Below are 26,369 nucleotides of genomic sequence, written 5' to 3'. Positions count from 1 at the left end.
GTCAGTCAGATCGCTGGCGTGTCAGCTGGCGATCTGCCTGGCGTAGTAGCGCACGGCCTTCTTGCCGCCGTGGATCACCGCGTCGCCGACCTCGGCAAAGCCGAGCGCCGCGTGAAAGGCGTCCGAGGCCGGATTGGGCGGCTCGGCATTGACCTCGCAGGTGACGATGGTCTGGCCGGCACGCGCAACATGGTCGAACAGGTCCTCATAGAGCCGGCGGGCATGGCCGCGTCCGCGCGCATGGCCGGCGACGACGACGCGGTCGACATAGACGAAGCGCTTGTAGCGTTCGCGGAACCACAGGAAATTCGGACTGTCATAGTCGGCGTCCTGGTCGAAGGTCATGATGAAGGCTTCGAGTGGGCCGATGCGGCGCGCATGGAATGCCTCGCCGAGCAGGAAGGAGAGGCGCTCGGCGTCGAGCCATGACAGTTCGGCCGCGTGCTCGTTGTTGAGAGCGAGGATGGCGGGTTCATCCTGAGGCGAAACCCTGACAATCGGCGAGGGTGTGTTCGTCATCGCGCCCGAACCGCCGCGATCGTCGCCGCCACCAGCGCTCCGTCGGTGACGGTGGTGCGGTACTCGCGATCATGGTCGGCGCCGCCCATGCCGACGCGGGGATTGCGGTAACGCATGGTGCTCGGCACGTCCTTGAGTGCGGCGAAATGCATTTCCACCAGCCCGGTTTTTCCCAGCACCTCGGCGATGTTCTCGGGGCCGAGCGCGCCGCAGCCGAGGATGATGATGCGGTCGCCGGCCTGTCGCACGAGATCCGCCAGCAATTCCGCTCCTTCCAGCGCCGTGTCGCGCTGGCCGCTGGTCAGCACCCGCCCGACCTTGCAGCGGATCAGCGCCTCCAGCGCCTCGGCCGGATCGCGCGTCATGTCGAAGGCGCGATGGCAGGTGACGTTCAAGGGCCCCGCCGCCTGCGCCAGTTCGCTCATGCGCTTTTCGTCGATGGTGCCGTCGGCGTTCAAACAGCCGACGACGACGCCGGCGACGCCGAGTTCGCGGAGCGCGCTGACATCGGCGAGCATCGAGCCGTATTCGGCGTCGCTGTAGAGAAAGTCGCCGCCACGTGGCCGCACGATGACATGGAACGGGATCGTCGCCAGTTCGAGGGCCGCGCGGACAGTGCCGAGACTTGGCGTGATGCCGCCTTCGACCAGGCTGGCGCACAATTCGACCCGGTCGGCGCCGGCTGCTTGCGCGGCGAGCAGCCCGTCCATGCCTTCGACGCAGATTTCGATCAGCGGCAGGCGAGGGCGTTCGATGTCGGTCACGGGGCGGTCCATTTGATGGTTAGAGATCGCGCAGCCCTAGCATCGGCTCCGCTGCCGCGAAAGCCGGAACCGTTGGCTCAGCGCGCTCCCTATTGTCGCTGCAGCCATCCAACGGGCTCTGGCGCTCTCGATGGTAAGGCGCTTTTGCCTTACATACGTAACTTCGACAGGAGGGCTCGCCATGAGCACGCTTACCATTACCGCCAAAGGGCAGGTCACGCTGCGCAAGGATATTCTGAAGCATCTGGGGGTTCATCCGGGCGAGAAAATTATCGTGGACAAGCTTCCCGATGGCCGGATCGGGATGAAAGCCGCGCGGCCGACAGGAAAAATCTCGGATGTTTTCGACTTTCTGAAGAGGGAGGGTGGCCCATCCCTGTCGATCGAGGAAATGAACACGGTCGCCGCACGAGGCTGGGCCGGCAAGCAGTGAAGATCACTCCCGACACCAACGTACTCGTTCGGGCTATCAAGGGCGACGACGAGCGATCCCATCCGTTTTCTGTCCTAGAGAATGTGAGCGGAACGGAGGACTGGAAGTGCCGGCTACTGGCGCAACACGGTGTTCTTGGTGCCCTGTTCAACCTGATCGATCACCAGAAGCTTGACCGGATCGGCACCGACATTGGTGGCCTGGTGCCACTGGCCGATCATCTCCACGATGAAATCGCCTGTCTTGTAGGTGTTGCTCTTGCCGGTCTCGACATTGGTGACCTGAAGCGTCCCGGCCTGGACATAGGCGTAGCGGGGGAAGGGGTGCTTGTGGACCGGCAAGGTTGCCCCCGCCGCGATGTCATAGGTTGAAACCAGGACCTCGACGTTCTTCTGCGGCAGCACTATCGGCTGGCCGGACGCCGTCTCCGTGCGTGAGGCAAGCGGCGTCACGACCACCGGCATCCCGCTGCTATCCAGCGCCAGAGCGACGCCTGCAAATAGCGCCGCCGCGAGCAGCGTCATTGATGCCAGGATGTTTCGCATGGTTCCTCCCAAGCCTCGTGACACCATCGCGCGACAAGCGTACACGCGCAAGTATCTCCCTTTCTCAGCCGGCGCTGCGGAACATGCCCGGCGACATGCCGTGCGCGGCGCGGAAGGTGCGGGTGAGATGGCTCTGGTCGGCGAAACCCGCCGCGATTGCCGCATCAGCGAGGCCGAGCCCCTGTTCGATCAAGAGGCGGGCGCGGCGCAGTCTGCGGTCGCGGATATAGGCCGCGGGCGTCAGGCCAATCGTCTTCTTGAAATCCCGGATGACCTGGAACCGGGTCACGCGCGTGGCGTCGGCAAGCCGCTGGAGGTCGAGCGGCGAGCCAAGCCTGCTTTCGATCAGTTCCTCATAGGCCGAGAATCGCCGCCGCGATCCCGCGTTTTCGACCGCCTCGGTCCGCCCGTTCCAGTCGCCATGCCGAATGATGAGACGCCCCAACGCGGCGAGCAGGGACGCCTCGGCTTTCGTTGCGTCCTGGGACGTCGAGCCCTCATGCGCCGCCGCCAGCCTTGCCGCGAGATGATGGTCTTCGATGATCGCGCGCGAGAAGACCGGGGCGCGATCCCGGCCCAGCTCGCCGGCGAGCGCCGTCATCAACGGCACGGAGGGATAAAAGGTCCGGTAGGCCCAGCCTTCATCCGCGCCTTGTTCCCCGTCATGCCACTCCTCGGGATTGACGATGGCAATGGTGCCGGCCGGGGCGATGACATTGCGGCGCCCGATGCGAATGCGCTCGCAGCCAGCCGTGATCAGGGCGATCACATAGGTCGGGTGTGTATGCAATTCGTAACGATGCCGCGTGAAGCGCGCCTTGAACAGGCCAAGGTCGGGGAAGCAGGGATGGCGCCAGTATTTGCTGGTTTCGGTCGCGTGCACGTCTTTCGTCCCGGCTGCGGTCAATCTGGTTCAAGACGCCTCTTGTCCGGCCTTCTATTCCCGAGCGATGCCAAAGGAGCGGACCATAACCGCCCTTTGCCGCCATGGAGGAGAGTATCATGCTGCACAATGATCCCATCGCCGCGCTGACGCCAGAGGTCATCGAATGGCGGCACCATATCCATGCCAATCCCGAACTCGGGTTCAACGAGCACGAAACGGCACGCTTCGTCACTGAGAAACTGCGCGCCTTCGGCTTCGACGAGGTGCATGAGGGGATCGGCGGCACCGGGGTTGTCGGTGTCCTGCGCAGCGGCACCGGCACGCGCGCCATCGGTCTTCGCGCCGAGCTGGACGCGCTTCCGGTCGTGGAGAAAACCGGCTTGCCTTATGCCTCTGGGAAGGCGGGCGTGATGCATGCCTGCGGCCATGACGGCCACACCGCCATGCTGCTCGGCGCCGCCAGGCTGCTTAGCCAATCGCGCGCCTTCGACGGCACCGTGTGCTTCGTCTTCCAGCCGGCCGAAGAAAACGAAGGCGGCGGCATGCGCATGATCGAGGACGGCCTGTTCAGGCGTTTCCCGGTCGAGGCGATGTATGCCGTGCACAATTGGCCGGGCGTCAGGCTGGGGACGATCGCCGCGCGCGTCGGACCGCAGATGGCGGCCGTCGACACTTTCGAACTGACCTTCGAGGGTCTTGGCGCGCATGCCGCCATGCCGCAGCTCGGCGACGATCCGATCCTGGCCGCCGGCGCCTTTGTCCAGGCCGTCCAGCGCATCGTCAGCCGCTCGGTCGATCCGCAAAGCGCGCTTGTCGTCAGTCTCACGCAGATCCATGGCGGCAATGTCGGCAACATCGTGCCGGGCAAGGTCTGGCTGCAAGGCACCTGCCGCTTTTTCGAGCCCGGCCATTCCGATCACTGCGAGCGGCTGATCGGCGAGATCGCCCGGGGTATTGCCGCGGCCCATTCGCTCAACGCCACGCTCGACTACAAAAAGGGTTATCCGCCGCTCATCAACACGGCGGATGCGACGGGCCGCGCCGTAGAGGCGGCTGCCGCCACTGTCGGCAGGGAGAACGTCTCGACCGAGTTCAGCCCAAGCCTCGGCTGCGAGGATTTCGCTTTCATGGTCCGCGAGACAGGCGGCTGCTACGCCTGGATCGGCGTTGGCGATGTCGGCCCCGGCGAGGGTCTGCATGGCGATCGCTACGTCTTCAACGACGAGATCGTGCCGACGGTGTTGCGCTACTACGTCAATCTGGTCGGGCAGGCACTTCCCTGCAAAGCGCTCGCGGTGCCGCAATGAAGTGGCTCGGCATGCTGGGAAGGTGGCCGGCGCCACTGTGGGGGGCGTTGGGGTAGGTTGCCTGATGGGCACCGGCCAGGCGGAAATCAAATCCGCACGGGAAGAAAGGTAGCAAATGTCACAGGACCGGGTATTGCGTGATCGCGGAAGGCGGTGGTCCGGTCCATCAGGCGACATGCGCGATGAATGCGAAAGCGCGTCGCGTTTTGCGCGACATGCATCAAGATCCGGCAAGGTTTGCGCAGGGTTGAAAATGCCTGGGATCACCCGGTGCGTCGATGAGCGGAAATATTGCTCTCCTCGTCGCCTGCCTCGTGTTGGCCGATCCGCTTTTCGGAAGCTGCCGGCGGCAATTCAAACAGGCTGGCGCCGCCCACCGGCTCTCTCTCGACATAGCCGATTACTCGAAACCATTTTGCAACGTCAGGTCCTCGGAGCCAACTGGTTGAGTGAATGGGCAGGTTGCCGGCAAGTGCCTGGATTTGGCGAATGTGCCGCTTGCAGAAGCGAACCGTCGCGGCGTTGAAGAAATCCTCGCGCGCGGCGAATAATGTAACCGCGGCGTCACTATGCTCATGCCAGGCGATGATCGCGACGGTCTTGTCATTCTGAACAAGCGCGTGGGCGCGACCTTCCTTGAGATTCATCATCAGATTGTCGTAGGCGATCTTGGGGTCCTTGCCGGCCGCGACATATTCGTCGGACATGCGCTTCGACAGATCACGAAAAACGTCTTCCAGATCGCCGACCGTGGCGGTGCGTGCTTTCATCTCTCCTCCTGAAGCCCGGCAGGGAGTTTGCCCTATGGATGCCGGATTACCAAGCAAATCAAATTCGCATCCGCCTCAATGCGAGCAATCTCGTTTCGCCGGCGAGGTCAGTCATCTAGGTATCGCTTGGCCCAGGCATGTTGTCGCACGACGTCGGGAATCGCTGTGATCCAAGGCGGCCAACGAAGCGATTCAGGCAAGGGTGTGTGCCAAATGCTTGCCGGAGCAGGGCTTGGCTGCTTGCGTGCCAGCCAAGAGCTTGATTTTGAATGGCTCCCGGGGTCGGCGAAGATGCGAACTATGAGTTTTCGACTTCCCTGCTCCCCACGACTGCGAAGGTTTGCCGAGTCGTTCAGCTCTCGGCGAGATCCGAAAGGACCGTTTTCCTTCTCATACAGATCGGAAGAATCGAGGTTGGTCGCGGCGAGTGCTGCGCGTCGGAAGCAACTCCACCAGGACTTCCGAAAGCAGCGTGCGACGCTCGATCAGTTCGTGTCCCCGATACGCGGCCGCCGGCTTTGTCCGGCGGCCTAAGTTCCCATGAGAGCAGGGGCGAACACACGCCCCCTTTCAGTTCGGTTGCACCTTTCCCAGGCCCGAGGCGTAACTCATGACATGGTAGATGTAGTTCTGTTCCACCGTACCCTGGAAGAGGTGAGCGAACGGGCCCCAGGCGTAGACGGCAACGTCGTCGCCGGCATGGGTTTCGCTGGCCATCGGCACGGTCGAGGGCTGACGAAAGTCGATGCCGGTCGTGTCGACATCGGTCAGATCGGGGCGAACGCCAGCCGGCTGGGCCTTGCTCTTGTCCTCGTCCTTGCCGACCGGCGGGAAATACGCGCCGGGACCATTGGCATAGTTCAGCGTGGTGTAAGGTTTGCCGTCGCCGGCGAGTTCGAGTTCTCCCTCGACATTGACGACCTTATCGAAGATCGGATTGCCGCGCTTCGGATAGCCGTTAATCGTCATGGTGTGGCTGTGGTCGGCAGTGACGACGACCAGCGTGTCCTCGCGCTTGGTCTTCTCCAGCACGGTCTTGATCGCCTGGTTGAAGGCAAGCGCATCCTCGAGCGCCCGTGCCGCATTGCCGTCGTGGTGGGCATGGTCGATACGACCGCCCTCGACCATCAGGACGAAGCCGTCTTCGTCCTGAGCCAAGCGGTCGAGCGCCTTGGCGGTCATCTCGGCCAGCGAAGGCTCGCCCGCGGCGTCCTTGGCGCGATCGGCCTCGTATTCCATGTGGCTCATTTCGAACAGCCCGAGGATCTTGGCACCCGAAGCCACGTCGACCTTGTCGAAGCCGGCCTTGTCGAACACGAAGACGTTGTTGTTCGACTTAGCGGTCCATTCCGCGGTGAGATCGCGCTTGTCCGTGCGACGGCCGGTCTTCTCCTTGTCTTCGGGATCGGCTGTTTCAGCCGGAAGGAAATAAGCGCGTCCGCCGCCGAGCGCGACTTCGAAGCCGTCACCGGCTGGCCAGTTGACGAGCTGGTCGGCAATGTCCTTGCAGCCGGCTGCCTTGGCGTCCTCCGGCAGCTCCTTCGAGCTCTCCCAATCGCGCACGGGGGTGTTCGCGTAGGTTGCGGCCGGGGTGGCGTGGGTGATGCGTGTGGTAGAGACCACGCCGGTGGCCTTGCCGGCCGCCTCGGCGAGTTCGAAGATCGACGTCACTTCGCCAGCGAGAGCCGCCTTGCAATCGCCGACCGCCACGGTCTGGTTGACGCCGATCACATCATTGCGGGTCTTCACACCCGACACCATCGCGGTAGCGGTCGGGGCGGAGTCGGAAACCTGGCCGTCATGGCTGTAGGTCTTCGCAAGCGCGGTATAAGGAAAAGTATCGACCGAAAGGTTGTTCGACTCGCCGTCAACGCCGCGCTTCTGGCCGTCGAGGATGCGAGAAGCCGTGACGGTCGCGATGCTCATGCCGTCACCAACCAGGATGATCACATTCTTGGCCTTGCCCATGATCGGCTGGATCGCCAGCCGGCGGGCGAGATCGGCCTCCGCTGCGGTGAAATAGCTGTCAGTCGCCTGGGGAAGCTTGTCTTGAGCGAGGGCGGGGGAAAGAGCGGCGAGCGAGGCGCTGGCGAGCAGCATCATGCTGAGTCGTTGCATAAGTGAATCCCTCCTGGTCCGTTGAGCACAGCCCTGATGAGATCAAAGGGCTATCCTTGCCTATTAGGGGCGCCGAATGACATCAGCATGACACTTCGTTGTTGTTGGATGTCTGGAATTGTCAGCCACGTTTTCCGCCTGTCACGGAGCCGTCGAAGAGGATCTCTCGACTTTTCGTTATCGGAGGCAGCGACGCCGGGCCCGCTTCGATCGCCTGCAACTGTTGCGGATCGCCAACAAGCACGACCTTCGCGCCGGCGTCTGCCGCATGGGAGAGCACGCGCTCCAACTGGCGCGTGCCGACCATGCCGGCTTCATCGATCACCAGGACATCACGCGCGGTGAGCAGATCGCGGCTTTGTCCCCAGCCGCGTTCCATGCTGGCGATGGTGCGCGAGGCAATTCCTGATCCGCCTTCGAGATTCTCCGCGGCGATACCCGAGAGTGCCGCGCCCCGGACCTCATAGCCCGCTGCCGCCCATGCCTGACGCGCAACGCCCAGCATGGCGCTCTTGCCCGTGCCGGCAAACCCGACAACAACACCAAGACCGCGACCGTCGGTGATGTGATCCAGTGCATCTGCCTGCTCGTCTGACAGAATAAGCCCGCGCTGCGCTGCGCGCGCCAAAGCGGCTTCGCGATGCGTGTCACTCACCGAGTGTCGCTCCTTCTCGGCCATCAATTCCGCCGAGCGATGCAGGCGCTGCTCGGTGTCGATCATCTGCCTGGTGGTGAAGCGATCTTCACCGCGTCCGTCCTTGCCGAGTTCGACCAGATCGGGTGCGCTGCCGATCGCGCCCATCACCTGGTTGAACTGCTCGATTCCATCGCTGTGACGATGCGAGAACTTCGCAATGTCCTTTCGGGTAAAGGTCGATTGCTGGTGCGTGATGGCATCGAGCGCCACGGATGGATCGGCAATGATGCGCGCGCCATTTTTGCGTGCGATCTCGCGATGCAGTTCGGCGCGGTCGGCTTCAATGTCGGCAGTGTCGATGCCGCTGTCCTCAATGCGTTGGGCCGGAGCACCGATCTGGGATTGCGGCTCCAAGGCAATGCCCTGCGCCTCCAGACTGCGATGATCGATGCGGGCGTCAATGTCGAGTTCGGCAAGGCGCTCGTTGGCAAGTTCCGCCCATCGCTCGCGCCAGCGCTCGACCATCTCGGTCTGGTTCCAGTCGCGCACCTTTGGACCAAAACCGTTCTCGTCCACGGACCGCATGGCAAGTATGACGTGGGCATGCGGTTTTGGACTGCCATCCTCCGCCATGTCCCAGTGCACATTGAGATCGGCGACCATGCCCTTGCTGACAAACTCCGCCTGAACAAAGTCGCGCGCCAGTTCGATGCCTTGCCCTTGGCTTAGTTCGCGTGGAAGAGCAAACTCCACCTCGCGGGCGAGCTGGGCATCCTTGCGCACCTCGAACGCCTCGACAGCGTTCCACAGCCTCTCGCGGTCGCGCCAGGCCTCCGGCGCATCCTCCGGCAACATCACCTCGGAATGGACGACACCGCGCTTGCTGGAAAAGTCGTGGCTGCGTTCGATGCGCTCGTCGCGCAGCCGCGACGCTGAACGGTAGGCAGCCGACGCGACAGCGCTTGAGCCTGCCTTGCGGCCAATGACCTTGACGTGAAGATGATAGATCGCCATCGCGACCAGATCATTTGCACATCAAAGCGCACGTCGGCACGACGTATAAGCGCGCCCTCCCTCGAAAAAATCTCGGGAGCGACCAGCCCGTCCCGAGCCGTCCCGGCAACCCTGGAGCATTCGGTAAAGTGCCCACCTATCATCATGCATCGACAACTCATGGAGACGACGATGCGCAAACCACGGGACTTTGATGCGGAACTGAAGGCGCTGGAGGACAAGGCGCGCGAACTGAAGACCCGCAAAGTGCAGCAACTCGGTGAACTGGTGATCGCCACCGGCGCCGATGCGCTCAGCGCCGAGGAATTAGCAGGTGCGCTGATCGTGCTGGCGGAGACCAAAGAAGCTGGAAAGCGGGAGGCATGGGCGAAGCGCGGGGCTGCCTTCTTTCAAGGCCGGTCGGGGCGGACTGCACAGGCGACTGACCGCGACGCTGACGGCACTCCGGCGCGATCGGACAGACCGCAACCGGCATCAGGCGGCACGGGCGCGGCATGATATGCGCACATGGCAGGTCGAACGCCGTAAGCGCACGCGGCATCTGATCGAACTGGGCGGCCTCGTGATCAAGGCCGGGATTGTGGACCTCACCGGCGATGATCGCGCCACCATCCTCGGCGCTCTGCTCTGGATGGCCGACAAGCTCAAAAGCGATCAGGGCGAACACTCCCGCGAGCTATGGGCCGCAAAGGGGAGGCAGGCGTTCGAGGCGTACGCGGCAACACACAAAGGGGAAACGGAGACTGAACCATCGGAGGCTGAACACACTGCGTTCCGCTCGTGAACGCTAAGTTGCTGAAGCAAAAGATATACGAAAGAGGCGGCAGGCCATGAGTGGTAAGGATTTGAGGCAGGCCGTGGCGTATCTCCACACCTCGTCCGCGGCAAATGTTGGCTCCGACAAAGACATCGACCGGCGCCAGGGCGAGGCCGTCTAGGTCAACCGGTTACGAAATCATCGACTACGACGCGGCGGTCAGCAGTGCCGATGCGGTCACAGCGCGCAACAAGGGGGTCGCCGGCTTCATCACGGACGGCCTCGTGCGCGATGTTGTCGGGATCGAGGCGGTCGGGTTGCCGGTTTACTGTGCTGGGGTCATCGCCAACTCGCCGGCGCGCAATGGTCCAGGCATTCCCAGTTGTGCTGGGAGGAGTGACCATCTCGCCTGGAGACATAATAGTCGGTGACCGGGACGGTATCGCCGTGGTGCCCCGCCTGGAGGCTGAGACGGTGCTGGCGCGGCTCGCCGCTATCAGGACGGCCGAGCAGGCACTTGATACCCTGGTGCGCCAAGGTCTTGAAATGCCCGACTTCGCCGAGGTGGCCTCAAGTCTGACAGGACGCGCTTCGTTGACTGAAATGGGGTCGCCGAATTGCAAAAGAGATATTCTTATGCGGCGCGTCGTTGAGGGAAGTTAAGACCCGAACGGGCTCGACGAGGGTCGACGGCGCGGTCACGATGGTGTGGTGGTGATCGCCGTAGACGCGATCTGGCGAAGTTGGCCGGCACAAAAAAACGGTAACCGCCAGGTGCTGCAGTACGACCGCGTCGGGGCGACATCCTCTCGCAATGGAAGGCTGTGGGATCGGATCGCGCCGTCCCCGCTACCTCGACTGCGCGCGAAGAGAGTCAACACGCGTAACCTCGGCTACCTGCTTGCGATCATCAACGGGTCGATCGCCGATGTTACGATTTCGGTTATCGTCTCCCCAGAAGGCGAACGCCACTCGCAATCTTACGCACTCTCCGATCTGGCTCGCAGCTTGGGTCGGCGTCGATCCCGAAGCCGCGATCCCCGCTCTCGCGGCCCGTTTCGCAAGCATGATGGACCGCTCGCGCGATTTACCCAGTTCTCCACCGTAGCATACAGTTATTTACTTCCGCCCCGACAGGGAACGCGTCAACATCGGTCAAGTTAAGGATGTTCACCTTGACCCGATGACAGAGCCTCACCGACGTGAAATCTTGGAGGGACGACAATGGAGATCAAAGTTTCGGGCTGGCATGCTGGCACTGTCGCCCTCGCATATCGAGACCCGGGCATGACAGTTGATGTACAATGTTAAGACGAAGTTCACGTCTAGTTGGCGTCGGGTCTACCAGGTGGGTGAGTGCCTGCGAAATTCAACAGAGGTGGCGGAAACACCGATGCCATAGAATGCGAATGTCGCTTGTTGCGGTAGTCTCGCTTATTGCCATGAACGATAGTGTTTTCGCGACCAGCGTGGTCAACAAGGACACTGAGGTTCGAATACTAATCGTTACCGAACGCGGCGATAAGGTGCAGCTGGCACTGCACGCAGGCGAAACCGTGGAGTTTTGCGTGAACGGCTGTTTCGTCAACTGGCCCAACGGTGACCTTGAGGCCCTGACCGGGTCTGAAACTATCGAGATTTCGGGCGGTGTCGCCCGCATTAAATAAAGCCGGCGACGAGCAGGCAGTTCTGTCGCCGGGCAAAACCTGTCCTATTCAAAGCCAACAGAACCCCAAACTCGCCTCCTGCCGTAGACCCACTCGATCTCGCGGCTGTCGAGAGCGATGCCGGGGATGTGCTGACCGACGCGTTCTTTTGAGATCAGGCGGTAGGGCACGAGCTGTAAGCCGGTTCCGTCGTCGATCATCGCGAAACGGCCGCACGCGAGGTCGGCGGGCATCGGCAAGGCGGCATATTCACCTTGCTTGGCCTAATGAAGCTCAGCCGGCCCTCGGCCGCCAGCTTCTCTTGGCGCGCCTTCCTTTACCATTTGGCAGAGTGCTATGCGAAGGGGACCGCCACAAGCACCGATACAGGCCAGGAATGACGATGACCATTGTTGGGAACAAGTATGAGGCGTTGCCATCGCTCTGTCCGTCGCTCCGGCATAAGGAACTTGGGCTTTGACGTTCCCTCGGGTCACCAGTTGGAATTTCTGCATACCTAGCAGCCTGTCGGACTGAGGTCTGCGATGTCGGACGGAAATGGATAGGGACGTGAAGTTTCATGGTAGCGCGTGTTTTTGCGATGATGCGGTTTTGGCTTCCCCTGTCAGGCAGGGGCGAGGGCGAACATGGGCTTCACGTTCCAGGCCATGGTGACCAGGTTCCATTCGCCTTTGCGAACTCGATGCGCTTTTGGCGCTGCGCACGCAGCTCAACGTGGCGGCCCCGGTGAAGAGGACAGACAAGGGCGAGGTGCCGGCCTACAAACTGTCGGTCAACGACATGGTGATCAAGGCGATGGCGCTGGCGCTGAAGGCGGTGCCGGATGCCAATGCCTCATGGACCGACAGTGCCATGGTCAAGCACAAGCATGCCGATGTCGGCGTAGCCGTGTCGATCCCCGGCGGGCTAATCACGCCGATCATTCGCAAGGCGGAAGAAAAGACGCTGTCGGTCATTTCCAACGAGATGAAGGACCTCGCCAGCCGCGCCCGCAGCCGCAAGCTGAAGCCTGAGGAAAATCAGGGCGGCACGACCGCGGTGTCCAATCTGGGCATGTTCGGCATCAAGGACTTTGCCGCCGTCATCAACCCGCCGCATGCGACGATCCTGGCGGTGGGTGCGGGCGAGCAGCGCGCCGTGGTCAAGAATGGCGAGATCAAGGTCGCTACCGTAATGTCGGTGACGCTGTCGACCGATCACCGCGCCGTCGATGGCGCGCTCGGCGCCGAACTGCTGGTCGCCTTCAAGCGCCTCATCGAAAACCCGATGGGCATGCTGGTTTGAGCTAGGATGAAGGCAGCATCTGCGCCTGCAGCCAGGATGCGCAAGTCAGCGTCATCAACCGCCCTGGCCAGTTGCAGCGTGCCGATAAGCGTTGCGAAGATAGAGATCGCGACACCCTCTCGATCCGCGAGTTGCGGATCGAGTTGAGCAGCCAGCTGACGCACCAGGGGCAGCACGTGCTCCGTGTAGAGCTGACGCGTCTCGCGTGGCTCGCGGCCGAGCTCCGGCAACAGGGCCGAGGATGCACATCCCTACATCGAAGTTAGCGGCATAAACGTTGAGCGGTAAGCCAGGCAGGTCGGGCGAGAGCTTGAACCGTCTCCTCCGCCAACCGAGACCCTATTCGGCAGCCATTGCTGCGCGCAGTTCCGGCTCCTCCGTCCTGCGCTCAGGGTTTTGCGGATCATTGACCTCTCCGAAAGCGACGACATCGGGATCGTCAGCCCGTCTCGCGCCAAAGTCTGGGGGTGGCACAGACGCAGCAGCGCCCGGGCTTGGTTAGGCCCAGCCTAAGCAGAATTATCGAAAATCATTATTTGTGCATCGCACACGCCGTGCTTTGCTCCATCCGCCGGCTGAAAGAGAACAAAAAGACCGTCAGGTGGCAGCCTCCGGTGATGCATCCGAAGCGAGTTGTTTTGGTGCGGACAGCGCCTGACCTCAGAAAAAGACAGGGGAACGTGATGACGACAATAATCTCGAAGTTTCGCCATGCCGCGCTTGCGGCCGGCATTGCCCTCAGCGCCCTTTCCGTGAGCCTCCACGCCGAAGCCGGCAGCTTGAAGCTGGGCATGACGACCTGGGTCGGCTACGGCCCGCTCTTCCTTGCGCGTGACATGGGCTACTTCAAGGAAGGGGGCCTCGATGTCTCGCTCGAAGTCATCGAGGAAGCATCGATGTACATGGCGGCCGTCGCCGCCGGCGAGCTCGACGGCAGCGCCTCGACCATCGACGAAATCATGAAGTACCGCTCGAAGGATGTCTGCTTCAAATCGGTCTATGCCCTGGATGACAGCCATGGCGGCGACGGTGTCCTGGCGCCGAGCGGGATCAAGAGCGTCGCCGACCTCAAGGGCATGGAGGTCGGGCTGAACGAGGGTTCAGTGTCGCAGTTCTGGTTCAACATACTGCTCAAGCAGGCTGGTCTCACTCAGGCCGACGTGAAGATCACCAACATGACGGCGGATGATGCCGCCGCCGCCTTCATGGCCGACCGCATTCCTGTCGCCGTCACCTGGGAACCGCATTTGACGCTGGCCAAGAAGGAAAACAAGGGACAGGTGCTGATCGATTCCTCGAAGACGCCCGGCTTGATCGTCGATGTGGTGGCGCTGAACTGCGACTACATCACGAAGAACCCCGGGGATGTCGAGGCGCTAGTGAAGGGCCTCTACAAGGCCAACGAGTTCATCAAGGAAAATCCTGCGAAGGCTTATGAAGTGATGGCCAAGGGCGTCGGCGGCTGGCTCAAGGATCCGAAGGACTTCGCCTCCTCCGCCGCGGGCGTGAACTTCTACGGCAAGGAGCGCAATGCGCAATTCTTCGCCGGCGGCGAGAGTGGTGAAGCCGGCAAGCTGATCAAGCTCGGCGGCGATGTCTGGGGCGGCTTCGGTAAGCTCAAGATGGACATCAAATACGACGACCTCGTCGATCCGTCCTTCCTGACAAAGTGATCTGGCCTCGCAAAGTGAGTTCGCTGGACCGCAGGCCGAGCCTATCGCCTGCGGTCTATCCAGCCCAAAGGGTTTCCCTGTGACACTGGCACCGAATGCAACGTCTCCCATCAGCCATATCGTGACCACGAGCGTGGATAAAAATCAGCCCGGTCGATCCGCCTGGAAAGCTGTCGCCACGCCTTATCTGGCCGTGTCGCGCCCTCTCTCCATCACGCTCAGCGTCCTGGTCTGGGTCGCGGTCATCGGTGGCTGGTTCGCCTTGACCTATTCTGGAGCGGTCAAGGAAATGTTCCTGCCGCGCCCTGAATCCGTATTGTCCACTACCATCAGGATGGCGCTTGACGGGTCGTTGTGGGAGCACGTGCTCGCCAGCGTCCAGGTGGTGCTGATCGGTTTCGTCATTTCGAGCATCGCGGCGGTGCCGCTTGGCTTGACAATGGGCACCTACCGCATCGTCCAGGCGGCGCTCGATCCGCTCGTCAATTTCATCCGCTATCTACCGGTGACGTCCTTCGTACCACTGTTCATCCTGTGGATCGGCATCGGCATCGAGCAGCGCGTGGCCGTCATCATCTTCGGCATCTTCTTCCAGCAGCTGGTGATGATCGCCGACAGCGCCCGCAGCGTTCAGCGCGACCTCGTCAACGCAGCCTATACGCTTGGCACGAAACGCAGCGACACCGTCTTCCACATCGTCTTTCCGGCCACGCTTCCCAACGTGCTCGACGTGCTGCGCGTCACCATGGGCTGGGCTTGGACCTATCTCGTCGTCGCCGAACTCGTCGCCGCGCGCAGCGGACTTGGCTACATCTCGCTCAAGGCGATGCGCGGCTTCCAGGTCGACGTCATCTTCATGGCCATCGCCATGATCGGCATCCTTGGTCTTTGCACCGACCAATTGTTCCGGGGCATCCGCCGCCTCGTCGCTCCCTGGGCCAATTGAGGATTTGCAGAAATGGACGCCCTTACACTCGCGACGAAACCGAAGAGCGCCGACATCGGCGTTGACAATGTGGTGCTGCGCTACGGCACGGGCGACAACGCAGTGCTGGCGCTGGACGGCATCTCGTTCCATGTCGCGCCCAATGAGTTCTGTGTGATCGTCGGCCCATCCGGCTGCGGCAAGTCGAGCCTGCTCTATCTCATCGCCGGACTCGAGGAGCGCACCGGCGGCACGATCGCCGTCGGCGGCAAGCCGGTCACCGAGCCGGGCCCGGATCGCGGCATGGTGTTTCAGGCCTATACGCTGTTCCCTTGGCTCACCGTGGCGCAGAACGTCGAATACGGTCCAAAGCGTAAGAGCATGCCGGCGGCCGAGCGCAGGGCCATCGTCGAGCATTTTCTCCATGAGGTCGGCCTGGCGAAATTCGCCAACCATTATCCCTCGCAACTGTCGGGCGGCATGAAGCAGCGCGTGGCGATTGCGCGTGCGCTCGCCAACGATCCGCAGGTGCTGCTGATGGACGAACCCTTCGGAGCGCTCGACAGCCAGACCCGGCACTCAATGCAGAAGCTTTTGCTGAGGATCTGGGACCATTCCAAGAAAACGGTCCTGTTCGTCACCCATGACATTGACGAGGCGATCCTGCTGGCGGACCGGGTGCTCGCCATGTCCGGCCGGCCCGGCCAGATCAAGAAGGAAATCCGCGTCGGCCTTCCGCGTCCGCGCAGCATGGATCTGGTCATGGAGCCGAACTTCATCGCCATGAAGCGGGAAATCCTCGAGCTCTTGAAGAACGACGAAGACGACGAGCGTTAGAAGGCATGAGCATCGCGACCGCGGAATTCGACTATATCGTCATTGGCGCGGGCTCGGCCGGTTGTGTCCTGGCTAACCGGCTGAGCGCCAACCCCGCCAACCGCGTCTGCCTGATCGAGGCCGGCGGCAGCGACGACCGCACAAGGGTGCGCGTGCCGGCCGGCATTCTCTCGCTCTACGGCAATCCGGCTTTCGACTACGGCTACAAGGGCGTGCCGCAGCCGCTGCTCAACAACCGCCGCATACCCGTCAACCGCGGCAAGCTTCTCGGCGGGTCGAGTTCGATCAATTCCATGGTCTATATCCGCGGCGCCGCACAGGACTATGACGAGTGGGCGGCGCTTGGCTGCGCGGGGTGGTCCTATGCCGACGTGCTGCCGGTGTTCAAGAGACTGGAGCGGAACCTCCTGTCGCAGAACCCGGCCTATCACGGCTTCGAGGGCGAACTGCTGGTCGACAATCCGCGTGATCCCAACACCGTGTCCAGCCTGTGGGTGGAGGCGGGCCGGGACGTGGGCCTGCCCGAAAACCGCGATTTCAACGGCGATGGCCAACTCGGTCTCGGCATCTACAATGTCACCCAGAACAAGGGGGAACGGTTCTCGGCCTATTCAGCCTTCGTCCGGCCGGTTCTCGGCCGCCCGGACCTCCGGGTGCTGTCAGGCGTCGAGGTGCTTGATCTGGCGGTTGAAAGCGGGCGCGTCGCCGGCGTCAATGTGATCAAGGACGGATCAGCCCAAAGGCTGACATGCCGTGCCGAAGTCGTGCTCAGCGCAGGCGCGATCGGCTCGCCGCGCATCCTGCTTGCTTCCGGCATCGGCCCGGCCGAGGAGCTGAAGGCGGCGGGGGTGGAACCGGTCATGAACGTGCCGGGCGTCGGCAAGAATTTGCGCGACCACGTTGACGGCATGATCACCGTGCGGTCGAAGAGCGCCAGGACGCTCGGTTTGTCGCTTGCCAATCTGCCGGCGATGATGGCCGCACCTTTTCAGTATTTCGTCCGGCGCAAAGGCATGCTGACGACCAATTACGTCGAGGCCGGCGGCTTCGCCAAGACGAGATATGCCGGCGATATTCCCGATGTCCAATTCCACTTTGTTCCGGGCTATCGCAGCCATCGCGGCCGGCTCGTCGAATATGGCCACGGCTATGCCGTGCATACCTGCGTGCTGAGACCCGGAAGCGTCGGCGAAATCACGCTTCAGCGTGACGGCACCCGCCGCAATTTGCTGATCGATCATCGCTTCTTCAGTGACGGGCGGGATGCATTGACCCTTATCGAGGGCATCAAGCTGGCGCGCTCGATCCTGGCTTCGCCGGTCTTTGCCGATATTCGCGGAGCGGAAATCCTGCCGGGACCCGATGTCGTCACCGACGACGACATCCTCGCCTATCTGCGTGCCGAGGCCCTCACCGTCTATCATCCGGTCGGCACGGCCAAGATGGGCACCGACGCCATGGCAGTGGTCGATCCCGCCGGCCTCAAGGTGCGCGGCTTCGACAATCTGCGCGTGGCGGACGCCTCGATCATGCCGACGCTGATTGGCGGCAACACCAATGCGCCATCCATGATGATCGGCGAAAAAGCGGCCAGGGCGATGTTGTCGTAGTCTCGCGTTGGCCAGTCTCTCCAGGCATTTAGGGACAAGCTAACCACTGCCACGTGAAATCGTAATTTTCGCTAATCAGTCCCTCCAGTACACCAGCGATCTGACCTCCTCGCATCCGCAGAAACTCTTGAGGGGAAAGGACGCAGAAATGTCAGTGGAAAAAATAGACACGCTTGTCGTCGGCGGTGGCCAGGCGGGGGTGGCTATGTCTGAGCATCTGAGCAAATGCGCGGTGCCGCATCTCGTTCTCGAGCGTGGCCGGATCGCCGAGCGCTGGCGTTCGCAGCGATGGGACTCGCTCGTTGCCAATGGGCCAGCCTGGCATGACCGTTTCCCGGGCATGGAATTTCCCGTGACGGGTCCCGACGGCTTTCCCTCCAAGGAGGAGGTTGCGGACTATTTCGCCACCTATGCAAGGCAGATCAATGCGCCGATCCGCTGCGGCGTCGAGGTCAAGCTCGCGCAAAGAAATGTCGGTCGACCCGGGTTCCGCGTCGAGACGTCGGACGGCGTGATCGAAGCCAACAGCATCGTCGCGGCGACCGGACCTTTCCAGGTCCCCGTCATCCCCGCCCTTGTCCCCGGCGATGTCGGCATTCTGCAGATTCATTCCAGCGCGTACCGCAACCCCGGACAGTTGCCAAAGGGCGCGGCGCTGGTGGTCGGGGCGGGATCGTCGGGTGTGCAGATCGCCGATGAGCTTCAGCGCTCGGGGCGGCGCGTCTACCTCTCGGTCGGCGCGCACGACCGCCCGCCGCGGGCCTATCGGGGGCGCGATTTCTGCTGGTGGCTTGGCGTTCTCGGCAAATGGGACCTCGAGACCCCGGGGCCTGGCACGGAGCATGTCACGATTGCGGTGAGCGGCGCGCGTGGCGGCGAAACGATTGATTTTCGTCGGCTGGCTGCGCAGGGGCTTACCCTGGTCGGCATGACAAAAACATATCAGGACGGCGTGCTGACCTTCGCGTCCGATCTGGCGAAGAACATTGCCCGCGGTGACGCCAACCTGATGTCGCTGCTGGACGAGGCCGACGCCTATGTTGCCCGCAACGGTCTCGACCTGCCGGAGGAGCCCGCGGCCCGTCGGATCGACCCGGATCCCGACTGCTTGACCAATCCGCTTCGTGAGCTCGATCTGGCCGAAGCCGGGATAGCGGCGATCATCTGGGCGACAGGTTTTTCCGTCGACTACAGCTGGTTGAAGGTCGATGCTTTTGACGAGAAGGGCCGGCCAAGGCATCAGCGCGGCGTCTCGGTCGAGCTTGGCCTCTTTTTTCTCGGGCTTCCCTGGCAGTCGCGAAGAGGGTCGAGTTTCATCTGGGGTGTCTGGCATGATGCCAAGCATGTCGCGGACCGTATTTCGACACAGCGCAAATATCTGGCCTATCACGCTGCAGCACGGCGCGAGACGGTGGACGCCTGACCGACGCTGACAACAGCCACGAGCCCGATCTGATGGAGACCAGGATGGCGCACACAAGAATCCGTAAGTTCAACACGAAGGACACCTATCCTGAGCAGAAGCTCGACAATGATCTGTGTCAGGCGGTCGTCACGCGGGGTGGCCGGACGGTCTATCTGCGTGGCCAATGTCCTCAGGATCTCGACACAGCCAAGAATATCGACAGCCACGATCCGGCCGAGCAGACGCACAAGGTGATGCAGAACATCAGGCAGCTCATCGAAGAGTGCGGCGGCACCATGGAGCACCTGGTCAAGGTGGTCGTCTACATCACCGACGTGCGCCATCGCGAGGCGATCTATCGCACCATGGGCGAGTACATCAAAGGCGTGCATCCTGTTTCGACCGGTCTCGTCGTGCAGGCCCTGGCGCGGCCGGACTGGCTGGTCGAGATCGACGGCACCGCCGTAATCCCGGACTGATGCCATGACCTTCTCCATTGTCGCGCGGTGCAGCCGCACCGGCATGTTCGGCGTCGCGGTGTCGTCTTCCTCTCCGGCGGTGGCGGCGCGTTGCGCCTATGCGCAGGCGGGCGTGGGGGCGGTCGCCAGCCAGAACGTCACCGATCCGACGCTCGGCACCAGGGGGCTCGAACTGCTGGCGCGCGGTGCCTCGGCCGCCGAGGCGGTCGCTATCCTGAAGCGCACCGGCGCCTACAGCGACTACCGTCAGGTGCTGGCCGTCGATGCCGCCGGTACCACCGCGATCCATTCCGGGCCTAAGGCGCTCGGCATCTGGGCGGAAGCGCGTGCGGACAATGTCGCCTGCGGCGGCAACATGCTGGCCCATGACGGCGTGCCGCAAGCCATGGTCGAAGCCTTCCTCGCCTCGGAAGGGCATCTCGGCGACCGCCTGATCGCGACCATGCGCGCCGCGCTGAAGGCGGGTGGCGAGGCGGGTCCGGTCCACTCGGCTGGGATGAAGCTGGTGCGCGAGGTCGCATGGCCCGTCGCGGACCTGCGCTGCGACTGGAGCGACAGCTGCCCAATCGAGGAACTGGCGGCTTTGTGGGATCGCTACAAGCCGCAACTCGATGCCTATGTCACTCGCGCGATCAATCCGTCCGACGCGCCGAGCTACGGCGTGCCGGGCGACGAGTAGCCGGCACGCGAGTAGCCGGCACACAGGGGGAGATATCCGCATGAGCGAACTCAGTCACAAGGACTGGATCGGCAAGGCATCCGCGATCCGTTTTCGCGACAAGGCGTTCATCGACGGCAAGACGGTTGCCGCGCGGTCAGGCAGAACCTTCGCCAGCATCAATCCTGCCACCGGCGAAACGCTGGCCGAGGTGGCGTCGTGCGGCGAGGAAGATATCGATCTCGCCGTTGCCGTCGCGCGCCGCAGTTTCGAGGCCGGTGTCTGGTCACGCACGAGCCCGGCGCACCGCAAAGAGGTGCTGCTGCGGCTGGCGCGGCTGCTGCGTGAAAACCTGCAGGAGCTTGCCCTGCTCGAGTCGCTCGACATGGGCAAGCTGGTCACCGATGCGGCGACTGTCGACGTCCCCGGCTCGGCGGCGATCTTCCAGTGGTATGGCGAGGCCATCGACAAGATCTACGACGAGATCGCGCCGACCGGCGGCAGCGATCTGGTGCTGGTGCGACGCGAGCCGCTCGGCGTGGTCGGCGCCGTGGTGCCGTGGAATTTCCCGCTCGACATGGCCACATGGAAGTGCGCGCCCGCGCTGGCGGCGGGCAATTCGGTGGTGCTGAAGCCGGCCGAGCAGTCGCCTTTCTCTGCGCTCAGGCTGGCGGAACTCGCCATGGAGGCGGGCCTGCCCAGCGGTGTGCTCAATGTCGTGCCTGGCCTTGGCGAGACGGCCGGCCAGGCGCTTGGCCGCCACATGGATGTCGATTGCCTTGCCTTCACCGGATCGACCGCGGTCGGCAAGATGTTCCTGCAGTATTCGGGCCAGTCGAACATGAAGCAGGTCTGGCTCGAAACAGGCGGCAAGAGCCCGAACCTCGTCTTCGCCGATTGCGGCGATCTCGGTGCGGCGGCCGACATGGCGGCGTTCGGCATCTTCTTCAACCAAGGCGAGGTCTGTTCGGCCAATTCGCGTCTGCTCGTTGAACGCGGCATCAAGGATGCCTTCGTGGAGAGACTGGCTGAGCGCGCGGCCGCCACCCAGCCTGGCGATCCGCTCGACCCGGCCTCGAAAATGGGCGCCATGGTCGATGCCCGCCACGCCGCCAACGTCATGCGCTTCGTGGAGGCCGGTAAGAAGACCGCGCGCCTGGTCGTCGGCGGCGATCGGGTCACGGTCAACGGTCGCGGCAGCTTCATACAGCCGACCATCTTCGACAATGTCGCCCATGACGACCCGATTGCCAGGGACGAGATATTCGGGCCGGTGCTCTCGGTCATAGCCTTCGACAACGAAGAGGAGGCTGTCCGCATCGCCAATGACAGCCCATACGGGCTGGCGGCATCGCTGTGGACCGACAGTCTTTCGCGCGCGCACCGCGTCGCCGGCCGGCTCCGCGCCGGCACGGTCTCCGTCAATACGGTCGATGCGCTGAGCCCGATGACGCCCTTCGGCGGCATCAAGCAATCCGGCTTCGGCCGTGACCTGTCGCTGCATTCGCTGGACAAGTACACCGCGCTGAAAACGACATGGATCAAGTACTGAAGCAGAGCGGGCGCTTGATCGCAGCGCCCAAACCGGCAACATAGAAGCCCATGCCGTTACGCTTCACGCTCAGACAACTGGAATATTTCGTCGCCGTCGGCGAAGCCGGCTCGATTACCAAGGCGGCCGAGCAGGTCAATGTTTCGCCGCCCTCGATTTCGGCGTCCATCGCGCAGCTCGAGGCCGAATTCGGCGTCCAGCTTTTTGTGCGCAAGCATTCGCATGGCCTGTCGCTGACGGCCGGCGGGCGCGTTTTCCTCAAGGAGGCTGCCAGGCTGCTTGCCGATGCCGACGCCCTGCACGATATTGCCGGCGACATCGCCGAGAAGGTGCGCGGCCCACTGGCGGTCGGATGCCTGCTGACCTTCGCGCAGATCGTCATGCCGACCCTGCGCATGAAATTCGAGCGCGCCTATCCCGAGGTGCGGTTCCGGCAGTTCGAACGCAACCAGGGTCAGTTGCTCGAAATGTTGCAGCGAGGCGAAATCGATGCAGCACTCACCTACGATCTCGAACTGTCGCAGGACACGACGTTCGAACCGCTGATGCTGGTGCCGGCCTATGTCATGCTGCCGCAGGGGCACCGCTTCGCCGGCAAGGCTTCGATCACGACGGAAGAACTGGCCGACGAGCCGATGGTGCTGCTCGACCTGCCATACAGCCGCGAATATTTTCTTTCGGCCTTTCAGTCGCGGGGCATCCGGCCGAACATTGCCGAGCGCACCGGCGACATTGCGGTGATGCGGTCGATGGTTGCGAACGGCTTCGGCTATGGCATCGCCAACATGCGGCCGCTCAACACGCTGGCGCCAGACGGCAAGCCGCTGGTCTTCGTACCCCTGGCGGGGGATTTGCGGCCTTTGACCATGGGGGTCGCCTTGCCCAACGCCGAGCACCGCACCCAGACGGTGCAGGCATTCATCGATCACTGCCGCCGTTTCGTCGTCGAACAGGGCGTGTTCGGCAGCGGGCGGGTCGTGGAATAACAGCGGCCTCTGTCAGGCGACCTGCAACTGTTGTCCGGCAAGCCGCCGCAGCAGATTGTCCAGCATGTCGTCGCAGCGGCGCATCTGTTCGACGCTGACGAATTCGTCCGGTCTGTGCCCTTGCGCCATCGAGCCTGGTCCACAAACGACGGTCGGCGTGCCGAGGTCGCGGCTGAACAATCCGCCTTCGGTGCCGAAGGCAACCTTGATGGTGTCGTTGGCGCCGGTTAGCGACTTCACGAAGGCCACAGCCTGCGAATTCGTCGGCGTCTCCAGCCCCGGATAGGTGTTGGTGATGTCGATGTCGATGGCCGCCTCCGGCTCGATCGTTGAAGCGGCAGCGGCAATACGCTGCGCCTCCGCGCGAAGGCCCTCAAGGATATCGGCGGCATTATCGGCCGCGACATTGCGGATCTCGAAGTCGAGTTGGCAGAGGTTCGGTACGATGTTGAGCGCCACGCCGGCATTGATCTTGCCGACGTGGACGGTCGTGTAGGGAATGTCGTAGTCGCCGTCGCGCGCGCCGTCGCGCGCCAGCCGATCCTGTTCGCCGCGCAATGCGGAGACGAAGTCGCAGCCCAGATGAATGGCATTGAGCGCCAGCGGCGCCAGCGCCGAATGGCCTTCGCGTCCCCTGCAGATCGCGCGTGCTGCGAGCTTGCCTTTGTGGCCGGTCGCCACCTGCATGTTGGTCGGCTCGCCGACGATGCACAGCAATGGCCGGTGCGGCGCGGCCTGCAGCATGTCGATCAGGCTGTGCACGCCGATGCAGCCGACCTCCTCGTCATAAGAAAGCGCCAGATGCAAGGGCGTTTGCAGGTTCATTTTCGCGGCCCTGAGACAGGCGGCAAGCGCGCAGGCCACGAAACCCTTCATGTCGGCAGCACCTCGGCCGTACAGCTTGCCGTCGCGCGCGGTCATCTCGAAGGGCGGCAGCGTCCAGTCCTGGCCGTCGATGGGGACGACATCGGTGTGGCCGGACAGCATGACGCCGGGAGCGTCGGCCGGCCCGATGGTGGCGAACAGGTTCGCCTTGTGGCCGCCCGCGCTGCGGATGATCTGGCAGGCAATGCCCTGTGCCGAAAGCAACTCCGTCACGTAGCCGATGAGGTCCAAGTTCGAGTCGCGGCTAACCGTCGGGAAGGCGATCAGCTTTTCAAGGATCTGGATGCTGTCCATGCGTCGTGTGTCTCATTGGCCGTGCGCGCTATCTAGCATCGCGTGGCCACGGCCTTGAAGTCGCAATTGGCTCAGCCGGGATTCACCGGATGCTAATCCAGGCGGCGGGGGCTGATTAGGCGCGTCCTAATCGGTACAGAAGAAATCTGTAGTTTTCCGGCACGCGCCGCAACCTATGAGTAGGTTACGGCATCTGCCCACCGGGCAGACCGGCTTGCGTCAAGGTTTGAAACCATCACCGCGCATGCCGCGATGCGACGCTGGCAGGAAGGAAGCACCATGCGTGATCCACGCTACGACATTCTGTTCGAGCCTGTGAAGATCGGTCCGGTGACCGCCAAGAACCGCTTCTACCAGGTTCCGCACTGCAATGGCGGCGGCTATCGCGATCCGTCGGCAGCGGCTGAGATGCGGCGCGTCAAGTCGGAAGGCGGCTGGGGTGTCATCTTCACCGAACAGACCGAGATGCACCACACTTCGGAGATCACGCCCTTCATCGAGCTCAGGCTTTGGGACGACGCCGACATCCCGGCGCTGGCGAAGATGGCCAAGGCCATGCACCAGTATGGCGCGCTGGCCGGCATCCAACTGGCCTATTCCGGCATCAACGGCCCGAACCTCTACACCAAGGAAGTGCCGCGCGGACCGTCGGCCTTGCCGATCCGCACCTTCACCAACGACCCGGTTCAGGCCCGCGCCATGGACAAGCAGGATATACGCGACCTGCGCCGCTGGCACCGCAATGCCTTCAAACGCGCCAAGCTGGCAGGTTTCGATCTGGTCTGTCTCTACGGCGCGCATGGTTTCGGCATCATCCAGCACTTCCTGTCCACCGCCACCAACCAGCGCACCGACGAATATGGCGGTGCGCTGGAAAACCGCTCGCGGCTGATGCGCGAACTGATCGAAGAGGGTCGCGACGCCATCGGCGACACGTGCGGCCTGACGCTGCGGCTGTCACTGGACGAGATGATCGGCGAGCTTGGTTTTGCCAATTCCGAAGTGCGCGACATGATCGAGATGCATGCCGATCTGCCCGACCTGTGGGATCTGGCGCATGGCGCCTGGGAAGACTGCTCCGGGCCGTCGCGGTTCAAGGAGGAAGGCGCGCAGGAGAGCCTGGTGTCCGGCATCAAGAAACTGACCTCGAAGCCGGTCGTCGGTGTCGGTCGCTTCACTTCGCCGGATGTGATGGTGAAGATGATCAAGTCCGGTACGCTGGATTTCATCGGTTGCGCACGGCCGTCGATTGCCGATCCCTTCCTGCCGAAGAAGGTGGAGGAGGGGCGGATCGAGGACATTCGCGAATGCATCGGCTGCAACATCTGCATCACCGGCGACATGACCATGTCGATCTCGCGCTGCACGCAGAACCCGACATTCATGGAAGAGTGGCGCAAGGGCTGGCATCCCGAGCGCATGCAGGTCAAGGGTGACAGCGACAGCGTGCTGATCGTCGGCGCCGGTCCTGCCGGACTGGAGGCCGCCCGCGCGCTCGGCCTGCGCGGCTATCAGGTGGCCATCGCAGAAGCCGGCACCGAGCTTGGGGGCCGGGTGGCGCGAGAATGCCGCTTGCCCGGCCTCTCGGCATGGGGCCGCGTGCGCGACTATCGTCAGTATCAGCTCAGCCAGATGTCTAATGTCAACGTCTATTTCGAGAGCCGATTGTCGGCCGAGGATATCCTGGCCTTCGGCTTTCAAAACGTCGCCATCGCCATCGGTTCGACATGGCGCCGCGATGGCGTGGCGCGCGCGCATGTCGTGCCGATGCCGGTGGACCCGGCCATGCCGGTCTACACGCCCGACGATTTGATGGGCGGCAATGTGCCGGCCGGCACTGTCGTGCTGTTCGACGACGACCACTATTACATGGGTGGCGTTCTGGCCGAACTGATGGCCCGCCAGGGCGCGACGGTGACGCTGGTGACGCCGTCAGCGTATGTGTCCGATTGGACCCGCAACACACTGGAGCAGGGCGCCATCCATCGCCGGCTGGCCGAGCTCGGCGTCGAGATCGTGCTGAACCGGACCGTGACGCGCGTCGTGCTGGGAGGCGTTGCCACCGCCTGTGCCTACACCGGTGTCGAACGCGACATTGCCGCCAACGCCGTGGTGCTGGTGACGTCGCGCCAGCAGGACGATGGTGTCTGGCAGGAATTGAAGGCGCGGCGGGACGAATGGGCCGACAATGGCATTCGCTCGATCAAGGTCATAGGCGATGCCGAGGCGCCAGGTCCGATCGCCTGGGCGACCTATGCCGGACACCGCTTCGCGCGCGAACTGGACGAAGACGATATCGGTGATGCGCTGCCGTTCCGCCGTGAAGTGACGGCTTTGGCGGCGGGGTAGGCCGATGGCATGGCT

Annotated in this window: 24 protein-coding genes and 2 pseudogenes; 17 read left to right on the top strand and 9 right to left on the bottom strand. The window is 63.0% G+C overall.

Going from position 1 to position 26,369, the window contains the following annotated elements; genetic code table 11:
• Window positions 1–21: 21 nt before the first annotated feature.
• Together MESS4_RS21200 and MESS4_RS21195 are read right to left on the bottom strand one after the other, a co-directional pair.
• Window positions 22–519 carry a GNAT family N-acetyltransferase gene (locus MESS4_RS21200; RefSeq protein WP_006335345.1) on the bottom strand — a complete coding sequence of 166 codons (498 nt, stop codon included), beginning with the start codon at window positions 517–519 and terminating at the stop codon, window positions 22–24.
• Complete coding sequence (locus MESS4_RS21195; RefSeq protein WP_006335344.1) at window positions 516–1,295, bottom strand: copper homeostasis protein CutC; 780 nt, start codon at window positions 1,293–1,295, stop codon at window positions 516–518. Before MESS4_RS21195 ends, MESS4_RS21200 begins: the two co-directional genes overlap by 4 nt.
• Window positions 1,296–1,464: 169 nt before the next feature.
• On the opposite strand from MESS4_RS21195, the gene MESS4_RS21190 reads away from it, so the two are divergent.
• Window positions 1,465–1,716 (top strand): AbrB/MazE/SpoVT family DNA-binding domain-containing protein, encoded by a 252-nt coding sequence (locus MESS4_RS21190; protein ID WP_006335343.1) that lies wholly within the window; start codon window positions 1,465–1,467, stop codon window positions 1,714–1,716.
• A 113-nt stretch (window positions 1,717–1,829) separates the two neighbouring features.
• Here MESS4_RS21190 and MESS4_RS21185 read toward each other — a convergent pair whose 3' ends face one another.
• The gene (locus MESS4_RS21185; protein WP_006335342.1) at window positions 1,830–2,261 is read right to left on the bottom strand and encodes a cupin domain-containing protein; all 432 of its coding nucleotides are present in this window, start codon (window positions 2,259–2,261) and stop codon (window positions 1,830–1,832) included.
• A 64-nt stretch (window positions 2,262–2,325) separates the two neighbouring features.
• Complete coding sequence (locus tag MESS4_RS21180; RefSeq protein ID WP_006335341.1) at window positions 2,326–3,144, bottom strand: AraC family transcriptional regulator; 819 nt, start codon at window positions 3,142–3,144, stop codon at window positions 2,326–2,328.
• A gap of 119 nt (window positions 3,145–3,263) precedes the next feature.
• Between MESS4_RS21180 and MESS4_RS21175 the strand changes: the two genes are divergently transcribed.
• Entirely contained in the window at window positions 3,264–4,454 is a 1,191-nt protein-coding gene (locus MESS4_RS21175) for an amidohydrolase (protein WP_006335340.1), read from the top strand.
• Between the two features lie 263 nt (window positions 4,455–4,717).
• Here MESS4_RS21175 and MESS4_RS21170 read toward each other — a convergent pair whose 3' ends face one another.
• The 3 genes and pseudogenes from MESS4_RS21170 to mobQ all read right to left on the bottom strand — a co-directional run.
• Window positions 4,718–5,224: a hypothetical protein gene (locus MESS4_RS21170; RefSeq protein ID WP_006335339.1), complete on the bottom strand. Its 507-nt coding sequence runs from the start codon at window positions 5,222–5,224 to the stop codon at window positions 4,718–4,720.
• Between the two features lie 570 nt (window positions 5,225–5,794).
• Window positions 5,795–7,342, bottom strand: a complete 1,548-nt coding sequence (locus MESS4_RS21165) for an alkaline phosphatase (RefSeq protein WP_006335338.1) — start codon at window positions 7,340–7,342, stop codon at window positions 5,795–5,797.
• Window positions 7,343–7,541: 199 nt separating this feature from the next.
• A pseudogene (gene mobQ, locus MESS4_RS21160) lies at window positions 7,542–8,993 on the bottom strand (MobQ family relaxase); the annotation flags it as partial.
• Between the two features lie 159 nt (window positions 8,994–9,152).
• Between mobQ and MESS4_RS21155 the strand changes: the two are divergent.
• The 4 genes from MESS4_RS21155 to MESS4_RS21140 all read left to right on the top strand — a co-directional run bounded on the left by MESS4_RS21155 (window position 9,153) and on the right by MESS4_RS21140 (window position 11,417).
• Entirely contained in the window at window positions 9,153–9,491 is a 339-nt protein-coding gene (locus tag MESS4_RS21155) for a conjugal transfer protein TraD (RefSeq protein WP_036241825.1), read from the top strand.
• A gap of 1 nt (window position 9,492) precedes the next feature.
• Window positions 9,493–9,777 (top strand): conjugal transfer protein TraD, encoded by a 285-nt coding sequence (locus MESS4_RS21150; protein WP_006335330.1) that lies wholly within the window; start codon window positions 9,493–9,495, stop codon window positions 9,775–9,777.
• A 369-nt stretch (window positions 9,778–10,146) separates the two neighbouring features.
• Entirely contained in the window at window positions 10,147–10,413 is a 267-nt protein-coding gene (locus MESS4_RS34700) for a hypothetical protein (RefSeq protein ID WP_157385635.1), read from the top strand.
• 740 nt (window positions 10,414–11,153) lie between these two features.
• Window positions 11,154–11,417 (top strand): hypothetical protein, encoded by a 264-nt coding sequence (locus tag MESS4_RS21140; protein ID WP_036241807.1) that lies wholly within the window; start codon window positions 11,154–11,156, stop codon window positions 11,415–11,417.
• Between the two features lie 44 nt (window positions 11,418–11,461).
• On the opposite strand, the gene MESS4_RS21135 is transcribed toward MESS4_RS21140, so the two are convergent.
• Window positions 11,462–11,650: a DUF3363 domain-containing protein gene (locus tag MESS4_RS21135; protein ID WP_006335320.1), complete on the bottom strand. Its 189-nt coding sequence runs from the start codon at window positions 11,648–11,650 to the stop codon at window positions 11,462–11,464.
• Window positions 11,651–12,089: 439 nt separating this feature from the next.
• On the opposite strand from MESS4_RS21135, the pseudogene MESS4_RS21130 reads away from it, so the two are divergent.
• The 10 genes and pseudogenes from MESS4_RS21130 to MESS4_RS21085 all read left to right on the top strand — a co-directional run.
• Window positions 12,090–12,701 (top strand): annotated as a pseudogene (locus MESS4_RS21130) (2-oxo acid dehydrogenase subunit E2); the annotation flags it as partial.
• A gap of 683 nt (window positions 12,702–13,384) precedes the next feature.
• Window positions 13,385–14,374 carry an ABC transporter substrate-binding protein gene (locus MESS4_RS21125; RefSeq protein WP_006335314.1) on the top strand — a complete coding sequence of 330 codons (990 nt, stop codon included), beginning with the start codon at window positions 13,385–13,387 and terminating at the stop codon, window positions 14,372–14,374.
• Window positions 14,375–14,507: 133 nt separating this feature from the next.
• Window positions 14,508–15,320, top strand: coding sequence for an ABC transporter permease (locus tag MESS4_RS21120; protein ID WP_244441181.1), 813 nt, complete (start codon window positions 14,508–14,510; stop codon window positions 15,318–15,320).
• 12 nt (window positions 15,321–15,332) lie between these two features.
• A complete protein-coding gene (locus MESS4_RS21115) occupies window positions 15,333–16,136 on the top strand; it encodes an ABC transporter ATP-binding protein (protein WP_006335311.1) in 804 nt (267 codons plus the stop codon).
• A 5-nt stretch (window positions 16,137–16,141) separates the two neighbouring features.
• Window positions 16,142–17,746 carry a GMC family oxidoreductase N-terminal domain-containing protein gene (locus MESS4_RS21110; protein WP_006335310.1) on the top strand — a complete coding sequence of 535 codons (1,605 nt, stop codon included), beginning with the start codon at window positions 16,142–16,144 and terminating at the stop codon, window positions 17,744–17,746.
• A 148-nt stretch (window positions 17,747–17,894) separates the two neighbouring features.
• Entirely contained in the window at window positions 17,895–19,169 is a 1,275-nt protein-coding gene (locus MESS4_RS21105; protein WP_006335308.1) for an NAD(P)/FAD-dependent oxidoreductase, read from the top strand.
• 44 nt (window positions 19,170–19,213) lie between these two features.
• A complete protein-coding gene (locus tag MESS4_RS21100) occupies window positions 19,214–19,630 on the top strand; it encodes a RidA family protein (RefSeq protein WP_006335307.1) in 417 nt (138 codons plus the stop codon).
• Between the two features lie 4 nt (window positions 19,631–19,634).
• The gene (locus MESS4_RS21095; protein WP_006335306.1) at window positions 19,635–20,309 is read left to right on the top strand and encodes a DUF1028 domain-containing protein; all 675 of its coding nucleotides are present in this window, start codon (window positions 19,635–19,637) and stop codon (window positions 20,307–20,309) included.
• A gap of 40 nt (window positions 20,310–20,349) precedes the next feature.
• Complete coding sequence (locus tag MESS4_RS21090) at window positions 20,350–21,840, top strand: aldehyde dehydrogenase (RefSeq protein WP_006335305.1); 1,491 nt, start codon at window positions 20,350–20,352, stop codon at window positions 21,838–21,840.
• A 50-nt stretch (window positions 21,841–21,890) separates the two neighbouring features.
• Complete coding sequence (locus MESS4_RS21085; protein WP_006335304.1) at window positions 21,891–22,826, top strand: LysR family transcriptional regulator; 936 nt, start codon at window positions 21,891–21,893, stop codon at window positions 22,824–22,826.
• 12 nt (window positions 22,827–22,838) lie between these two features.
• Here MESS4_RS21085 and argE read toward each other — a convergent pair whose 3' ends face one another.
• Complete coding sequence (argE, locus tag MESS4_RS21080; RefSeq protein WP_006335300.1) at window positions 22,839–24,005, bottom strand: acetylornithine deacetylase; 1,167 nt, start codon at window positions 24,003–24,005, stop codon at window positions 22,839–22,841.
• Between the two features lie 279 nt (window positions 24,006–24,284).
• Between argE and MESS4_RS21075 the strand changes: the two genes are divergently transcribed.
• The gene (locus MESS4_RS21075; protein WP_006335298.1) at window positions 24,285–26,354 is read left to right on the top strand and encodes an NAD(P)-binding protein; all 2,070 of its coding nucleotides are present in this window, start codon (window positions 24,285–24,287) and stop codon (window positions 26,352–26,354) included.
• Window positions 26,355–26,369: the final 15 nt, after the last annotated feature.

This window comes from Mesorhizobium sp. STM 4661 (assembly GCF_000359125.1).
GTDB lineage: Bacteria > Pseudomonadota > Alphaproteobacteria > Rhizobiales > Rhizobiaceae > Mesorhizobium.
This window is presented reverse-complemented; position numbering and strand designations above follow the sequence as displayed.

Excerpts from the sequence above, each read along its gene's own strand:
- MESS4_RS21200 (WP_006335345.1), bottom strand. The coding sequence starts at position 519 with ATGACGAACACACCCTCGCCGATTGTCAGGGTTTCGCCTCAGGATGAA.
- MESS4_RS21195 (WP_006335344.1), bottom strand. The coding sequence starts at position 1,295 with ATGGACCGCCCCGTGACCGACATCGAACGCCCTCGCCTGCCGCTGATC.
- MESS4_RS21190 (WP_006335343.1), top strand. The coding sequence starts at position 1,465 with ATGAGCACGCTTACCATTACCGCCAAAGGGCAGGTCACGCTGCGCAAG.
- MESS4_RS21185 (WP_006335342.1), bottom strand. The coding sequence starts at position 2,261 with ATGCGAAACATCCTGGCATCAATGACGCTGCTCGCGGCGGCGCTATTT.
- MESS4_RS21175 (WP_006335340.1), top strand. The coding sequence starts at position 3,264 with ATGCTGCACAATGATCCCATCGCCGCGCTGACGCCAGAGGTCATCGAA.
- MESS4_RS21170 (WP_006335339.1), bottom strand. The coding sequence starts at position 5,224 with ATGAAAGCACGCACCGCCACGGTCGGCGATCTGGAAGACGTTTTTCGT.
- MESS4_RS21165 (WP_006335338.1), bottom strand. The coding sequence starts at position 7,342 with ATGCAACGACTCAGCATGATGCTGCTCGCCAGCGCCTCGCTCGCCGCT.
- MESS4_RS21155 (WP_036241825.1), top strand. The coding sequence starts at position 9,153 with ATGGAGACGACGATGCGCAAACCACGGGACTTTGATGCGGAACTGAAG.
- MESS4_RS21150 (WP_006335330.1), top strand. The coding sequence starts at position 9,493 with ATGCGCACATGGCAGGTCGAACGCCGTAAGCGCACGCGGCATCTGATC.
- MESS4_RS21140 (WP_036241807.1), top strand. The coding sequence starts at position 11,154 with ATGCGAATGTCGCTTGTTGCGGTAGTCTCGCTTATTGCCATGAACGAT.
- MESS4_RS21135 (WP_006335320.1), bottom strand. The coding sequence starts at position 11,650 with ATGCCCGCCGACCTCGCGTGCGGCCGTTTCGCGATGATCGACGACGGA.
- MESS4_RS21125 (WP_006335314.1), top strand. The coding sequence starts at position 13,385 with ATGACGACAATAATCTCGAAGTTTCGCCATGCCGCGCTTGCGGCCGGC.
- MESS4_RS21115 (WP_006335311.1), top strand. The coding sequence starts at position 15,333 with ATGGACGCCCTTACACTCGCGACGAAACCGAAGAGCGCCGACATCGGC.
- MESS4_RS21110 (WP_006335310.1), top strand. The coding sequence starts at position 16,142 with ATGAGCATCGCGACCGCGGAATTCGACTATATCGTCATTGGCGCGGGC.
- MESS4_RS21105 (WP_006335308.1), top strand. The coding sequence starts at position 17,895 with ATGTCAGTGGAAAAAATAGACACGCTTGTCGTCGGCGGTGGCCAGGCG.
- MESS4_RS21100 (WP_006335307.1), top strand. The coding sequence starts at position 19,214 with ATGGCGCACACAAGAATCCGTAAGTTCAACACGAAGGACACCTATCCT.
- MESS4_RS21095 (WP_006335306.1), top strand. The coding sequence starts at position 19,635 with ATGACCTTCTCCATTGTCGCGCGGTGCAGCCGCACCGGCATGTTCGGC.
- MESS4_RS21090 (WP_006335305.1), top strand. The coding sequence starts at position 20,350 with ATGAGCGAACTCAGTCACAAGGACTGGATCGGCAAGGCATCCGCGATC.
- MESS4_RS21085 (WP_006335304.1), top strand. The coding sequence starts at position 21,891 with ATGCCGTTACGCTTCACGCTCAGACAACTGGAATATTTCGTCGCCGTC.
- argE (WP_006335300.1), bottom strand. The coding sequence starts at position 24,005 with ATGGACAGCATCCAGATCCTTGAAAAGCTGATCGCCTTCCCGACGGTT.
- MESS4_RS21075 (WP_006335298.1), top strand. The coding sequence starts at position 24,285 with ATGCGTGATCCACGCTACGACATTCTGTTCGAGCCTGTGAAGATCGGT.